Origin of the sequence: Paenibacillus sp. S25, assembly GCF_019454085.1 — a bacterium.
GTDB classification, from domain to species: Bacteria; Bacillota; Bacilli; order Paenibacillales; family Paenibacillaceae; genus Paenibacillus; species Paenibacillus polymyxa_B.
The window spans coordinates 2058382-2073196 of the sequence record NZ_CP073683.1; the positions used below are offsets into that span (position 1 = coordinate 2058382).

The 14815-nt window shown below is 46.3% G+C and carries 9 protein-coding genes; 5 read left to right on the plus strand and 4 right to left on the minus strand.

The genetic code is table 11. The annotated features are described in order from the left end of the window. Window positions 1-30 precede the first annotated feature (30 nt). Complete coding sequence (locus KAI37_RS09060; protein ID WP_076292599.1) at window positions 31-1200, minus strand: glycosyltransferase family 4 protein; 1170 nt, start codon at window positions 1198-1200, stop codon at window positions 31-33. 93 nt (window positions 1201-1293) lie between these two features. Further along, window positions 1294-2616 (minus strand): MFS transporter, encoded by a 1323-nt coding sequence (locus tag KAI37_RS09065; RefSeq protein WP_071640357.1) that lies wholly within the window; start codon window positions 2614-2616, stop codon window positions 1294-1296. 187 nt (window positions 2617-2803) lie between these two features. On the opposite strand from KAI37_RS09065, the gene KAI37_RS09070 reads away from it, so the two are divergent. The 3 genes from KAI37_RS09070 to KAI37_RS09080 all read left to right on the plus strand — a co-directional run bounded on the left by KAI37_RS09070 (window position 2804) and on the right by KAI37_RS09080 (window position 8565). Next, window positions 2804-3835: an FUSC family protein gene (locus KAI37_RS09070; RefSeq protein WP_175405266.1), complete on the plus strand. Its 1032-nt coding sequence runs from the start codon at window positions 2804-2806 to the stop codon at window positions 3833-3835. A gap of 356 nt (window positions 3836-4191) precedes the next feature. After that, window positions 4192-6570 (plus strand): RNA polymerase recycling motor HelD, encoded by a 2379-nt coding sequence (helD, locus tag KAI37_RS09075; protein ID WP_252508814.1) that lies wholly within the window; start codon window positions 4192-4194, stop codon window positions 6568-6570. Window positions 6571-6723: 153 nt separating this feature from the next. Then, entirely contained in the window at window positions 6724-8565 is a 1842-nt protein-coding gene (locus KAI37_RS09080; protein WP_220031099.1) for an adenine deaminase, read from the plus strand. Between the two features lie 287 nt (window positions 8566-8852). Here KAI37_RS09080 and KAI37_RS09085 read toward each other — a convergent pair whose 3' ends face one another. After that, window positions 8853-9701 (minus strand): copper amine oxidase N-terminal domain-containing protein, encoded by an 849-nt coding sequence (locus KAI37_RS09085; RefSeq protein ID WP_220031100.1) that lies wholly within the window; start codon window positions 9699-9701, stop codon window positions 8853-8855. Window positions 9702-9944: 243 nt separating this feature from the next. On the opposite strand from KAI37_RS09085, the gene KAI37_RS09090 reads away from it, so the two are divergent. Next, window positions 9945-11219: an ABC transporter substrate-binding protein gene (locus KAI37_RS09090; protein ID WP_220031101.1), complete on the plus strand. Its 1275-nt coding sequence runs from the start codon at window positions 9945-9947 to the stop codon at window positions 11217-11219. Between the two features lie 33 nt (window positions 11220-11252). Continuing rightward, window positions 11253-12956: a methyl-accepting chemotaxis protein gene (locus KAI37_RS09095; RefSeq protein WP_071640365.1), complete on the plus strand. Its 1704-nt coding sequence runs from the start codon at window positions 11253-11255 to the stop codon at window positions 12954-12956. A 95-nt stretch (window positions 12957-13051) separates the two neighbouring features. On the opposite strand, the gene KAI37_RS09100 is transcribed toward KAI37_RS09095, so the two are convergent. Beyond that, entirely contained in the window at window positions 13052-14326 is a 1275-nt protein-coding gene (locus KAI37_RS09100; protein ID WP_076292603.1) for an oligosaccharide MFS transporter, read from the minus strand. Between the last annotated feature and the right edge of the window lie 489 nt (window positions 14327-14815).

The window sequence follows — 14815 nt, forward strand, 5'->3', positions numbered from 1 at the left end:
TGCTATCTGGAATTTCGCTGTTTTTGAAGGCTACATTCGCGTCATGGGACGGCTGTCAAGGTGTAGGGTTGCTGCGTCCATGTAGCTGTCCAGTAGCCGCTCAAAAATACGGTCCCACGTCTGCTCCAGGCTGTAGGCTCTACCCGCTCTGGACATCGAATCGCGAAGTGAGGCATCCTCGTACAATAGGTGTACAGCTTTGGCAAAGGCAGCGGCGTCCCCAGAAGGACACAATAGCCCTGTTTTTCCATGGATTAGATTATCTTTTACCCCGCCTTCATTGGCACCGACCACAGGTGTACCGCTCGCCATAGCCTCCAGTACAACGTTGCCGAAGGTTTCCGTGGTGGAAGGGAAGAGAAATACGTCGGCTGCGGCGTAGAGTTCAGCTAATTCCGGGCCTTTCACAAAACCAAGCCAGTGGACTGCATGCTCCGGCACTCCTATATCCGCTGCAGTTTTGACCTTATACAATGGACCATCTCCTGCAATGACCAACACAGAGGCTGCGCGGACGTCGTCGGGTAACTGGAGATAGGAATCCAGTAACGTGTCTATCCCCTTTTCCGGTGCAAGCCTGCCCACATACAAAATAACAAATGCATCTGCATGAACGCCCCATTTCTTCCATACTGCATTCCGGTCCACCTTTGGTTGAAATCGGTCAGTATCAATGCCTCTACTCCAGATCTCGAGCTGCCCCATTCCTTTATTGCGCAACAATTCCATGGTTGATTGAGAAGGGACATACACCCTTTCGCAATGTCTGTGAAACCAGAGCATGTATTTCCATAACGCAGGTTCAAGCCAGCGAAGCTTGTAATATTCGAGGTATTTATCAAAGTGGGTGTGATATGAGGCGACGAGTGGAATATGGTGTTTGGCTGCGTAGCTTGTTCCATAGAGGCCAAGGTTAAACGGAGTAGCGACATGAATCAAATGCGGGGAAAAGGCTGACAGACGCTCGTTGATCTGTTTGGCGTTGGGGATCGCAAGTCTGCATTCCCGGTACAATAAAAAGGGAATACTTCGAAATCGCTCCACACCCGGCCCAGAGGGCAGATGATGGTCTGCCTCCGGTGCGAAGACGAGCGTAGATACTCCATGTGTCTCCAGATAGCCAACCCATCGTTCCAGGGTCAGAGCAGCGCCATTCACGTCAGGCGTATACGTATCCGTAAATAATGCAACTCGAAGCATGCCTTCATTCCTCCTCCGCCATTCTCATTTATCCTATGACGTTCCAGGGGAGTCCGCTTGGAGGCTCCGGCTTTTATTGTGTCATGATTTTGTTTACGGGCTTGCCGGGTTTTGTAAAAGCTGGCCCGCGGACGGGCGCTTTTCTCGGAACATTCTGTAATAGACGAGGGAAGACAAAATATAGAAAACACCTGTCATGCTAAATGTGATGGCATAGCCCCAGTAGTTGCCATAAGTTGTAACTAAATAGGCTTGTACAGGTCCCATACCTGCGGTGCCTAGCATCCAGGTCGTCTGGAGAATGGAGTTGGCAATGCCACGATTTTTATCTGACACACGTTCGACGAGAATGGCGGTTTGCAGCGGATTGGCTGCATTCATTAGCGCTTGCCTGAATAGAAAGCTGATGGAAGCGATCCATAGCACGTTCGTAAAGCCTGTAATGAGAAGGAACGGTAGCGAAAGCAGTTGGAAGCCAACTACAGCTCTGACCAGTCCAATTCGGCTACCGAGGGTAGGTCCGATCAACATGGAGAGGATGGTCATGAGCTGGCCGAGTGCAATCAGTAAACTCATTGCGCTGAGCGATACGGAGAAGCGGTTCGTAAAATACAAATTAAGATACGGGATGACCAGACCTGAACCCAGTCCAAGAAAAAACTGGGCAAGAACAAATTGTCCAATAACCCGGCGATCAGAAGCAGCAGCAGGCGTCTCCGAGGCAGGGATATCGGATGTACTGTGCGGCGTATGTACTTGTTCTGTTTGAGGTGAAGATTCGGCAGGAGCTGGTGCTTCTAAGGTTGCCGTAGTTTTTGTGATGAATAATAGAGGAATAAAAGCGGTCAATGTTGCCATTCCTCCAAGGAACAGAGCAACCCGCAGACTGGATAGCGGTGTGATTCCCCACGTCTGCAGCCCATCTGCGAGTACACCACCCCCGAAGCTGCCCAGGACCTGGGCTGCCAGTACAAGAGCTGAGTAATAGCTGAATATTTTTAAACGTTGGGCTTTACTTATGCTTTCCGCTAAAAAAGGCACAGCCAGCACCTGAATAAAGGCGGCGAATACACCTGAGATTACGGCAAATACCAACATGCTTCCGCTGGTATCTGTAAAGGTACGGGCGAGAAAGGCCAGACCGCTGAATAACGCGCCGATGACCAGCATATTTTTGCGGCTCGTCCGATCCCCCAAAAATCCGACCGGAATGAACAGCAACGCCGTTGCTAGCGCTTGCATGCTGACCACTTGGCCGTTCATATCATCGTCAAAGCCAAGTTTTTGGATATACAGGTTGTACAGCACAGAAAACATGCCTGTACCCATCTGGTACAGCAGATTGGCCATAAAAAACAATCGGATATTACGCGGCCACTTTCGGGGCTCTTCTAACATTTTGCTAATCCATGACACGATGAGTTCCTCCTGTGACGTTGTTGCAAATAAGTTAATTCTGTTGATATGTATTCTATCAGGAACTGTACATTTCATAAATATTCCTGATCTCCGATTGTTTTGGGTAATAATAAAGCATGGACTTTACATTGAATTTTCATTATAGTAATTCGGTATGAATAAATTTGAAAGGTAAGCAGGAGGGATGGCTTTGGCTTTTGGAGCACGGGTGTTAAAAACGGGAATCGCAGTGACGCTCGCCCTTTTTCTGAGCACGCTTTTGAACACCCATTCGCCTGTGGGGGCAGCGATAGCCGCTATTTTTGCTATGCAACCGTCGATATATAGGTCGTGGCGTTATTTTCTGGATCAACTCCAAACAAGCACACTAGGTGCAATCATGGCGTTGCTGGGCGGAATGGTATTTTCGAATGAGCCGATTGCAGTCGGACTGGTATGTGTATTGGTGCTTATGATATGTCTGAAAATAAATATGGCTGATACGGTTGGATTGACACTTGTGACCGTTGTTTCTGTAATGGAAGCCTCAGGGGACTGGAAATTTGCGGTGACCCGCTTTGCGCTCACTTTGATTGGGATTGTGTCTGCTTTTGTCATCAATGTTAGCGTTTTTCCCCCGAAACCGAAAAGGCAGTTTATTAATCAGATTCAAAATGTATTTAACAGCATGTCTTTGTTGCTACGTACTGCCATTTCCGATGAGATTAAGGAGTCTGTCTTTAAAGAGGAAAAAGGAAATTTGGAGGGAGCCATTAAATCGCTGTCGGACAAATATCATTTGTTCGAGGAAGAGCAGAAGAAGCTCAAGCGCTCTAAGTTTAGTCAAACGAGACAAATGGTAGTATACAAACAAATGCTCGGAAGTTTGCACAAGGGATATGAGGTACTGGATGCAGTGGAAAGGCACTACTTCCAGTCTTTACGGCCAAAGGGAACGGATGCTTTTTTTGACAGTCATCTGGAGCTACTGATTCGTTTTCACGAGCATGCTCTACTGAAATTCGAAAATAAGCTAAAACCGAATGAGGACGAAAGTGAATTGTTTCAGCAAGCCAACGGCGAATTTATGAAGCATGCGATTACACGTTTTGACCATTGTCAGGAGGGGATGCTGCGGCTTTCCATTGTAGCTGCGGCGATGTACGACTATGGTCATCAGCTGGAGAGGCTGAGCAGACTGGCCGATCATATTCATCCTGTGGAAGAGAGCAGATAGGCGAATTTTCTAAAAGAAAAGCGACCGCATTCATCAATCAGATGGCTGGTCGCTTTTTTATGTAATGAATTCAATTATGTAAGAACAGGTTAATAGAAGGTTGCCAGAACGCACAAAAAAAGCCCGCTGGTTGCGAACAGGGACCGAACTTGATACAATAGAGGATGCTCTGTTTTATGGTGAAAACATATGCATAAGTTGTGAATTACACTTCTTTTTACATTATAGCATGCTTCAAAGGTTTAGTCAATTTTCCCGGATCAGGGGGATGCCGCGAGTATGCCCGGGTCCATAATAGAGCATAGTTTGTACGCAAGGGAGCCCTGCGTGGAGCAGGAGGAAACGGAACAGGAGCGATGTCAGTGACTACTGAACAGCAATGGAATGAAGAACAACGAAGAGTAGAAGATGTGACCGCAGTGATTAGCGGGCGTATTCGGAAGCTAGAGACAGAGGTTGGTTCTGTGCGCGGAGATGTCGTCGATATGCGTAAAGACTTCTGGGATGAGGTAACGATCAATTTCAGTGAGGCAGATGATGTGGGCGAGACGTCCACCAGTTTGCGTCAGCAGTCTGAGATTTTGTCTGAGCGGGAACGAAGACACAAGCATTCTACAGAGGCGTTAGGTCGTTTGAAAAAGTTGCTTGATTCACCGTATTTTGCACGCATTGATTTTGCTGAGGAAGGGCAGACTGCGGAACGTGTTTATCTGGGGATTGCCTCCCTGCTGGATAATCAAGATGAGGAGTTTCTGATCTACGACTGGCGCGCGCCTATTTCCAATCTTTATTACGATAACATGCCGGGGCCCGCTTCATATAAGACCCCGGCAGGGGAGATGGAAGGGGAACTCACGCTTAAGCGTCAATTCTCGATCCGTGATGGACAGATCCGTTTTATGTTCGATACAGGGGTGACGATTGGAGACGAACTTCTTCAAGCAGTATTGAGCCGCAGCTCGGATGCTCAAATGAAAAGTATTGTCGCTACCATCCAAAAGGAGCAGAATCGCATCATCCGTGATGATCGAAGCCGGATGCTCATTGTTCAGGGGGCGGCAGGAAGTGGCAAAACCTCTGCTGCGCTTCAGAGAGTAGCGTATTTGCTGTATAAGTACCGGGATCGCTTACGAGCGGATCAGGTCGTGTTATTTTCGCCTAACCCGATGTTCAACAGTTATGTATCGACAGTATTGCCTGAATTGGGTGAGGAAAATATGCTTCAGGCCACGTTTCAGGAATATTTGGAGCGGCGTTTGGGCCGGGAGTTTCAGTTAGAAGATCCATTTGAACAGCTGGAATATGTGCTTTCAGCGTCGTTACAGCCTGGGTATGAAGCCAGGATGGAGGGTATCCGCTTTAAGTCGTCCAAGACGTTCTTACATGTGATTACAAGCTACAAGACGTATTTGGAACAGGAGGGAATGCGTTTTAAACCCATCCGCTTTCAGGGACGTGAGGTGGTTTCAGTAGAGCAAATGGCACGCAAGTTTTATGAATTCGACTCTACGGTGCGGCTGGCGAACCGATTGGAACTGCTGCGGGATTGGATGCTCAAAGAGCTGGCCCGCTTTGGTAAGGAAGAATGCTCCGCCCCATGGGTGGATCAACAGATGGATCTGATGGAGCCGGAGGATTATCAACGTGCCTATAACCGCATGCGCCGTAAATCTAAGAATAAGGGCGATACCTTCGACGATTTTACGCGTGAAAGAGAAATATTGGCGCGTATGGTGGTCAGTGACCGCTTAAAGCCCCTGCGCAAATGGATTAAGGCGCTTCGCTTCGTAGATACGACCCGGCTCTACAGCGAGCTGTTTATGAACGAGACGCTATTGAGCCAACTGGCGAATCATGTAGAGCTGCCCGTCAGCTGGGGTGAAATTAGTCGACAAACTCTGGAACGAATTCAGGCTGGGGAGTTAGCGTATGAGGATGTGACACCCTTTTTATATTTGCGTGAGCTGATGCTGGGTTTCCGTTCTAATAGCAACATCCGTCACGTGTTTATTGATGAGGCACAGGACTATTCCCCATTCCAATTGGCTTTCTTCAAGCGCTTATTTCCACAGGCTAAAATGACGGCACTGGGTGATTTTAATCAGGCTATCTATGCCCATGCCTCGGTGCTTCAGGATGCAGAGCCATTGTATGATTTGTATGGTGCAGATCAGACCGAAATGATTTCCCTGACACGAAGCTATCGCTCAACACAGGAGATTGTGGAATTTACCCGGGGGATGGTCGCTGGGGGAGAGCACATTGTACCGTTTAATCGTAAGGGTGAGAAGCCTCTTGTAACCGAGGTGCGTTCGCGTGAAAAGTTGCATCAACGGATAGCTGGGAATGTCACAGAATTGTTGGCGGAAGGCTATGAATCCATCGCGGTGATTTGTAAAAATGCTGACGAAAGCGCGGCAGCCTACGAAGCGCTGGAAGGAAAGCTGTCAGTGAAGCCAAAATTAATTAAGAAAACAACGCCTGCTTTCGAAAAGGGGATTCATATCATTCCGGCCTACCTGGCAAAAGGCGTGGAATTCGATGCGGTCCTGATTTATGACGGGTCAGCGAAACAATACCAGCGTGAGAGTGAGCGTAAGTTATTCTACACCGCCTGTACGCGAGCGATGCATCTGCTGCATATTTATAGCATAGGGGAGATTACGCCATTCGTGAGTTTACGGGATTCGGATACGTATACCCGCAAAGTGGGAGAAAGTGATCGTGTTCTATAGAGAGGACATTGGCAATCAGCTGGGGGCAAATACCTTAGAAACCCATGCGATGCTTGAATAGATGTAGAGTTGGCTGGCATTATGGAGCGTATTCCAGTAACATAAGCAAATAAGAAAAACAGGTAAGAAGCATAAACGGAGGTTACAAACGTAATGGACATGAAGAGTGTATTTCAACGCCCGCCGCTGGCGGACTGTGTACCCGAGTTGGTAGCTACAGCTAGAGGAGAGCGCAAGGCATCGTTGGTGATCCGCGGAGGAACACTGGTCAATGTGGTATCGGGCGAATTGCTGCCAGGCATGTCTATTGCTGTGCAAGGTTCTCGTATCGCTTACGTCGGTGGGGACGTCAGTCATACGATTGGAGAAGACACCATAATCATTGAAGCGGAAGGCCGCTATATGGCACCGGGGTTACTAGACGGACATTGTCACATCGAAAGCACACAGCTGACCGTAACTGAGTTCGCTAAGGCTGTACTGCCGCTGGGAGTGACGGGTGGTTTTTTTGACCCGCATGAAATTTCCAATGTACTGGGTCTAAAAGGGCTTCGTCTGATGTTGGACGAAGCACGCACGACACCGCTGGCTGCTTACATGCAGGTGGCTTCTTGCGTGCCTTCCACAGGTCCGGAGCTGGAAACGACGGGTGCCTCCTTCGGCCCGGCGGAAGTCGCAGAGGCGTTAAGCTGGGGCCCGGATATGATCGGGCTGGGCGAAGTCATGAATTTCCCAGGTGTCGTCTATGGAGACGATGTGATGATCGGGGAAATTCAGGCCACGCTGCGCGCGGGCAAGGTGGCGGATGGCCATTTTACATGGGCCTCCGATGATTGGCGGCTGCCGGTCTATGCAGCCGCGGGAATTACGGGCGACCACGAGTGTGTCACGCCCGAGGATGTAGCCGAGCGTATCCGGCTCGGCATGTATGCCAAGATGCGGCAAGGCTCCGCATGGCATGATGTGGCCGAGACGATCCGAGCCAGCACGGAAATGGGTCTCGACACGCGCCGCATGATGCTGGTAACGGATGACCGCAGCGCAGAATCCTTGCTCCATGAAGGGCAGATGGATTTCGTCGTGCGTCATGCCATTGCACAGGGCGTCAAGCCCGTAACCGCGTTTCAGATGGCCACGCTGAATACGGCAGAGCGCTTCGGCGTGGCACGGGACATCGGATCGATCATTCCGGGTGCGATTGCCGACATTATTTTGCTTGATGGCCGATTGGCCGAAGTGAATGTGACGGCTACCATCGCAGCGGGCCAGCTGGTGGCCGAGCACGGTCAAATGGTCGCCGATTGGGACGGCTTCGTGTATCCTGCGGAAGTGATGGACACGGTCCATCTAGGACGAGAGCTGAGTGCTGCAGATTTTCGCATTGCGGCTCCAGTACAGGAGGGGAATGTACCTGTACGGGTGATTCGTGTTACGGAAAATCATGTGGACACGAAGGAAGTGCGGATGACCGTTCCGGTCCGTAATGGAGAAGTCACGGCAGATCCTGCACAGGATTTGTGCAAAATAGCCGTTTTTGAGCGCCATCATGCCAGTGGCAGTCACGCGGTTGCCCTTGTAACAGGTGTGGGCTTCACCGAGCCGGCTGCGATTGCCATGACCGTCGCGCATGATAGCCACAACCTGCTCGTCATTGGTAATGATGACGAGCTCATGACCCAGGCGGCAAAGCAGGCTGTTGCCCTGCGTGGTGGCGTGGTCGTCGTATCCGCCTCGGGTGAGACGCGCTTCCCGCTGCCTATCGCCGGGCTGATGTCCCCAGCTCCGTTTGCAGAGGTGGCTGCGCAGTCCGAAAGTATCAGCCGGGCGCTTCAGCAATCCGGCTGCATGCTGAACAACGCGCTGATGACACTGTCATTGCTCGCACTGGTCGTTATCCCTGAAATCCGTCTGTCGGATCAGGGGCTTGTCGTGATCGGAGCGGATGGCATCCGCAAGGTATCTCTTTTCATGGAAGAGGATGCTGCGGAAGTCTGATAGAACACGTCGCTGGGGGTTATCCAACAGGTCTGCCCAGACCTGTTGGATAACCCCTGTTTTTCATATACGAAGCCAAAAAAGTTATCTACGATTCCTATAAAAGTCAAGGAGCGGTGAGCAGATGCATCCCTATTATCGTTCATTAGAAAAGATGGCTCATCATGCCTCGATTATAGAGCAGGATTGGAACAGGTTTGTAGAGCAAACCCGTGTGAAGCATGTTCAGCTGGGAATTTGCCTTTTATCTTTTGGAGACGAAAAAAGTGTAATAAGAAAAAATCACATTATACAGTTGTGTTACTTATAATCTTCAGAAAACCGTTCTTCCCAGCGGTAAACATTAACTGATTAATGGATTTTCTTGCGGTATCGTTAAACAAATACCACTCATCTTTCGATACGTCATGAACTAAAATCTCTGGATATTCTGTTGAAAGTTCAGATGGAACAGGACTAATTAAAGAATAAATATCAAAACGAACTAAGCTTTTCCCTTTTTGGTCTAAGAAATCATATTGTGCATTTTTATAATAAGACCCAAATGTGTCAATAGTGAAGCTCCAAGAGTAGTTTGCAGGTGCTTCAACCTTTTCACCTATTTTGTTTGCAAAAATATTATAGATGGTTTCATTAAATGCATTTACATTAATTTGCTGAACTACGCCGCCCATAAACATATGGTATTCATATTGCAATGCTTTTACTTGTACACCGTCTATGAACAATGGTTTAGTATCAACATTCACTGCAAAGTTGTTGTAATTGACATTACAGCCAAACGTCTCTGCAATAAAACGAAGTGGAACATATATGCGATTATTTTTCGTGTATGGTTTTACATCAAGCAGTATCTTTTCTCCGTTTTTTTCCGCGGTGCTTCTATTTATTGCTAATTTCACTTTCATATCGCTTTTAGCGAGAATAACCTCGGAATTGGACCATTCGACGCTAGCCCCCAAACTTTCACTAATAACACGTAGAGGTACCATTGTTCGTTTGTTCTTCATTTCGGGCTTCACATCGGATGTAGTAGTCACACCGTCAACTTTGATTTGATTTTCTGCTGCATAAGTAGTGGACGATGAAATAAATAAAAAAATTGTAAGAAAAGCCCCAAAGAAAGCTTTTTTCATAAATGATTGCTCCTTTCTTGGTTTAATTTGTTGCGCAGCAACTTTACCCCATATTAAGACGCAACTGGATAAAGATCGTTGCGCTGTCCTGTCTGTTAACTTGACGTAACAACCAGTTTGTACTATTTAATTAAATTCCTACATTTACCAACTTGAAACTTCTAATCTTCCTGGGGAATTATGTCGATAACATTGAATATTATTCATAAAATTTATCAAAGTAAATCCTTAGGGGGAAAGTTAATGAGAATACAGCTAAAATTTGCGATTTCTCTAGCATGTTTAATGATGTTTATAGGTTGTTCAGCCTCACCAGTATCACAGCAGATGACCAAGATTACACTTTTGAATTCCAAAAGTGAAATAAAAACTCAATTAGAAGAAGTAGCAAAACAGTACAATCAGGAGCACCTCGGAGTATCTTTAGAAATTATAACTGCTCCAGAGGGAACGTCTGCATATCAAAAGCTGATGTCGATGTACGGCTCAGGAAGTGCAGCGACCATGTCGATGCTTGATCCGGGAGACACTCAGCAATTTCTAGATAAGGCCGTTGATTTAAGTAAAGAAAAGTGGATAGCCGACACAATAGAAAATGGACTTGACACTGTTAAGAAAAGCGATGCTGTGCTGGGATTTCCATTCGCAGTGGAAGGCTACGGATTAATCTACAATAAGAAAGTGTTGGACAAAGCGACAGGGGGTTCTTTTGATGCTTCCTCGGTAAAAAGCAGAAGCAGCCTGAACTCATTAATGGCTAGGATTCAGAAGACGGGAGTAGCACCGGTCATGCTTTCGCCAATGGACTGGTCTCTCGGCTCTCATCTTTTAGCTTTGTCTTATTCTGTTCAGCCTGGGGGTTTTTCAGAGTTTGTTAAAGGTATGCAGAACAACTCCATCGATATGTCCCAAAATAATGTAATGTCTGGATGGGTACAAACTTTAGACCTGCTCAAGGAAAATAGCATCAATAAGCAATCGCCTTTGGACAGTACATATGACGATGGAGCCAAAGCTTTGGGAGAGGGCGAGGTAGGGCTTTGGTTTATGGGCAACTGGGCGTGGGCCGGAATTAAGAGCAATGATACAGCAAATGAGGAGTACGGCTTTTTGCCCCTTCCATTAAGCGATAATACGGATGATCCTAACAATGCTAAGATTACAGTCGGTGTGACAAAGTATATATTCATCGACTCCAAAACTACCACACCTCAGCAGCAAGAGGAAGCAAAGAAGTTTTTGAACTGGCTGGTATACGAAAAGTCTGGACAAGAGTTTTTGGTTAACAAGGCCAATGTTATACCGGCGTTCAAGAATATTGACTTGGAGCCTACCGATCCCTTGAGTAAATCGATCAAGTCATATATGTCAAGCGGAAAGACGCTGCCGTTTATGGCAACCCTTCCACCTGATCATGGGGCCATCACAGGAGCATCTATCCAAAGCTACATCAGTGGAAAGATAGATAAGGCTGAGCTGTTGCGCCAAATACGCATATATTGGAAAGCTCAGCAGTGATGACACGAGACCAGTCACGGGAGGAAGATAAAGATGTTTAAATTAACGTTAAAGAAAAAAATAATTAGTGCAGCGCTCATACTGGTTATCGTACTTTCCCTTTCAAGTGTTATAGGCGTCATTAAGATGTCGGAAATGGGGGAGGCTTCTGATAAGGTAAATAACAAGTCTTTACCTGCGGTTATTCTTCTTCAGGGTATGGATAAGCAGATTACAGAAATCGATAGACTCACCGTTCGATTGATACTTGAAGAGGATGCGGCTGTTCGCAGCACTTATCAAGAGGAACTAACCAAAGCTACTGCTTCAATGGATAAGAGTGTAAATGAATATCAAAGTTTAGCCTCTACTGCAGAGGAAAAAGAACTGTTCACCAACTTTTATGGTCAGTGGGCAATGTATCTTCGCCATCTTAAAGTGGTTTCCGCTGCCATGGAGGAAAACGATAAAGTGATGGCCTACATGATCATACATGGAAACACTGCAATTTATAAGGCGGCATTAGACGACGTTAATAAATTGAAGCTACTCAATGAGCAGTATGCTACGGATGCCGCTAATCAATCGAGTGATTCCTACCATTCAGGTAAACTGTTTATGATTTCTCTGACTATCATATGTACAATCCTTGGCATTATCGGTTCTTTTTTACTGGCTCAATCGTTCACTAAGCCCATATTAAAGATAGCGGAACAGATGAAGCTGGTAGCCAGGGGGAACCTGCAAGTGGAACCCCTTAGAGTCCGATCAAAAGATGAGGTTGGGGAACTGGCATCTGATTTTAATGAAATGTGCGATTCGCTGCGCAACCTTTTAAAGGAAGTTGTGGACAATTCCTTACTGGTTGCCTCTACGGCTGAACAGTTAACGGCCAGTGCGGAACAGACAAGCATCGCTACCGAGCAGATAGCTGTAAGTGCCACTCAAGTTGCAGAGGGATCTCAGACACAGCTTGCAGATATAGCTGAAACGCTGAATTACACGGTAGACGTTTCTAAAAGTGTAGAGAACATAACCAATCGCTTTGTGAATGTGGCGAATCTCACAACCCAAGCACAAGAAAAAGCAAACAACGGGAAAACCCAAATGTCTTCGACTGTCTCTCAAATAAGAGATGTGCATACCAAGGTAACTCAATCCGCTGAAGTGGTAAATATTCTAGGTGAAAAGTCTGCGGAGATCAGACAGATCACAGCTATGATCCGTGATATAGCAGCTCGAACCAACTTGCTTTCACTAAATGCGAGTATAGAAGCTGCGAGGGCGGGAGAGCAGGGAAAAGGGTTTGCGGTTGTTGCTTTTGAAGTACGCAATCTGTCGGCACAAGCAAGTGAGGCAACGGGCAAGATCTCTTCTCTTGTCAACGAAATTGCCTTAAGAACAGATGAAGTTGTGATTTCAATGAATGAAGGTGTTCAATCTCTGAATGAAGGCATGATGCTTGTCGAAGGTGTAGGTAACGTTTTTTCTGAGATTGTAGGTGCCGTTGAAGAAGTGAGTGGTGAGGTGGACACTGCGGCTGTAGAAGCAAGATCCGTAAATGAAGGAACCGTTTCTATGGTGGAATCGATGAAGAAAATTGCTGAAATCTCCGAACGTGCAGCAGATTCTACTCAAACTGTCGCAAGCGTAGTCGAGGAAACTACTGCATCCATGCAGGAAGTGTCTGCAGGTGCTAACATGCTTGCCAAGAGGGCGGAAGAGATGAATCAAACGGTGTCGGTATTCAAGATTTAAAATAACTTCAAATCAACTGGAGTTAAGAGCGGCAGCCTTGGACGAGAAAAACAAGTCCTAGACTGCCGCTGTTTTGTTAAGCTCAAACCATTAGATTACGAATGTACTGCTTCAGCTTTTTTGGCTGCTCTTTTCAGATCTTGTTTACGGCGTTCCTCCAGATACCGCTCCCCATTCTTCTTGTCTGCTGTCAGTGTAAAGCAGGATATGATGGTGAACAGGCCTGCAATGGAACCCAGAATTACATAAGTAATCGGGAAATTTAATACTTCATACATATGCCCCACAATGGGCGAGAAGATGGAAACCACCAGGGAGCCCATAAACAAATACAGCAGGTACATAGTGGAGGACAAGCGCTGATCAAAGTTAACGGTAATATATTTGAAGATGGCTACCAGAATAAGCGGTTTCTCCAGGGAGTGAATCATCTTCATTGCAGCTACCCATATGGAACCGAATGGCAACGAAGAGCCGATAATACGCAAAGACATAATCGACCCGGCAATAATTAATGCCCATTTGGCGGTCGTTTTGTTCACAAACCAAGGGGTAACGAAAAGGAACACAAATTCCAGGAAAACTTGCACAGCGCTCAAATCGCCAAGGAATTGATTTCCTTCCGCTTTGGAACTGAACTGTGATACGAAGTATGTGGCAAACTGTTGGTCATATACCTCATAGATTTGGGTCACGCCAACCATGAATAGCATAAGAAACCAGAACTTTTTGGTACGTACGAGATGCAGCACATCAATTAGCTTCAACGATTCTGTTTTCTGCTGCTCCTGTCCGGAAATTTCGACTTTGGTCAGGAAGATGCAGATCATGGCAACAATAGCAGATACTGAGGCAATCCAGAAGGTCAGATTTACATTGATATTGATGACCCGTCCAGCAACAAAAGTAGCCGCCGCCCATCCGAGCGAACCCCACATACGAACCCGTCCGTATTCAAAGCCATATTTACGCGAAACCTTGTCCATATACGAATCGACGACACCGTTACCTGCATTAAATACCAGGCCGATAAATAGCGCACCAACAATGGCACCAATGACGAACTGCGTTTGAAGCAATGGACCGTACACATAGATAAAAAAGGGTCCGACGAGCAAAAGGATTGTAAAGAGTATGTACAGCAGATGTTTTCTCAAGCCCAGCTTGTCAGATAAGTAACCGAACAGGGGTTGCATGATCAAGGCGACGATTGAATTAGCCGCGTATAGAAATCCCGTATAGGTTTCTGAAATTCCTAGACTTTGTCCCAGCCAAATGACAAAAAAAGACATGGCAGCAGACCATGTAAACAGATAAGCGAAGTTGAAAATACTCAAAGACCAATAGTTACGTTTTGCCAAATTCATCATGTTTAAGCACCCCTTTAAATTGTAGCGGCTCAAATGGTATACAACGTCAATATGCAATGTCTATACTATTAATTGTAAGGATTATTTAGATGATTCCATAGGGCATTTTCCCAAGATTTCCTGTGCTTATTACAATCAGTTGATAATTCAAATAAAACAGTCGATCCTGATATGGATTATATATGGTAAAATATACAAAACAGATTATGTATTACTTTTTCGAACAGAGATGAAGAATGTGATGATTTTAAAGAAATCTAACATAGCGAACGCTTGAGAGTTAACTCACTTTCCTTATCCCAAAGCACCAGGCAGCTCTTGATGTAAGCGATATGACGGTAATATGAAAATATGCTGTTACATGGGTGTTTGAACTAATTAAAAACTTTTACGAGACCTACCGGGTGTGTGTAACTACATCTACGTATTGTAAGAAATAAGTCCTAAGTGTAAAATTCCCTTATAGTTCATTAAGCTCACTAAGTAGGA

What these genes read in the sequence shown, in the direction of transcription:
- KAI37_RS09060 (WP_076292599.1), bottom strand. Translation starts at nt 1,200, where the DNA reads ATGCTTCGAGTTGCATTATTTACGGATACGTATACGCCTGACGTGAAT.
- KAI37_RS09070 (WP_175405266.1), top strand. Translation starts at nt 2,804, where the DNA reads ATGGCTTTGGCTTTTGGAGCACGGGTGTTAAAAACGGGAATCGCAGTG.
- helD (WP_252508814.1), top strand. Translation starts at nt 4,192, where the DNA reads ATGTCAGTGACTACTGAACAGCAATGGAATGAAGAACAACGAAGAGTA.
- KAI37_RS09080 (WP_220031099.1), top strand. Translation starts at nt 6,724, where the DNA reads ATGGACATGAAGAGTGTATTTCAACGCCCGCCGCTGGCGGACTGTGTA.
- KAI37_RS09085 (WP_220031100.1), bottom strand. Translation starts at nt 9,701, where the DNA reads ATGAAAAAAGCTTTCTTTGGGGCTTTTCTTACAATTTTTTTATTTATT.
- KAI37_RS09090 (WP_220031101.1), top strand. Translation starts at nt 9,945, where the DNA reads ATGAGAATACAGCTAAAATTTGCGATTTCTCTAGCATGTTTAATGATG.
- KAI37_RS09095 (WP_071640365.1), top strand. Translation starts at nt 11,253, where the DNA reads ATGTTTAAATTAACGTTAAAGAAAAAAATAATTAGTGCAGCGCTCATA.
- KAI37_RS09100 (WP_076292603.1), bottom strand. Translation starts at nt 14,326, where the DNA reads ATGATGAATTTGGCAAAACGTAACTATTGGTCTTTGAGTATTTTCAAC.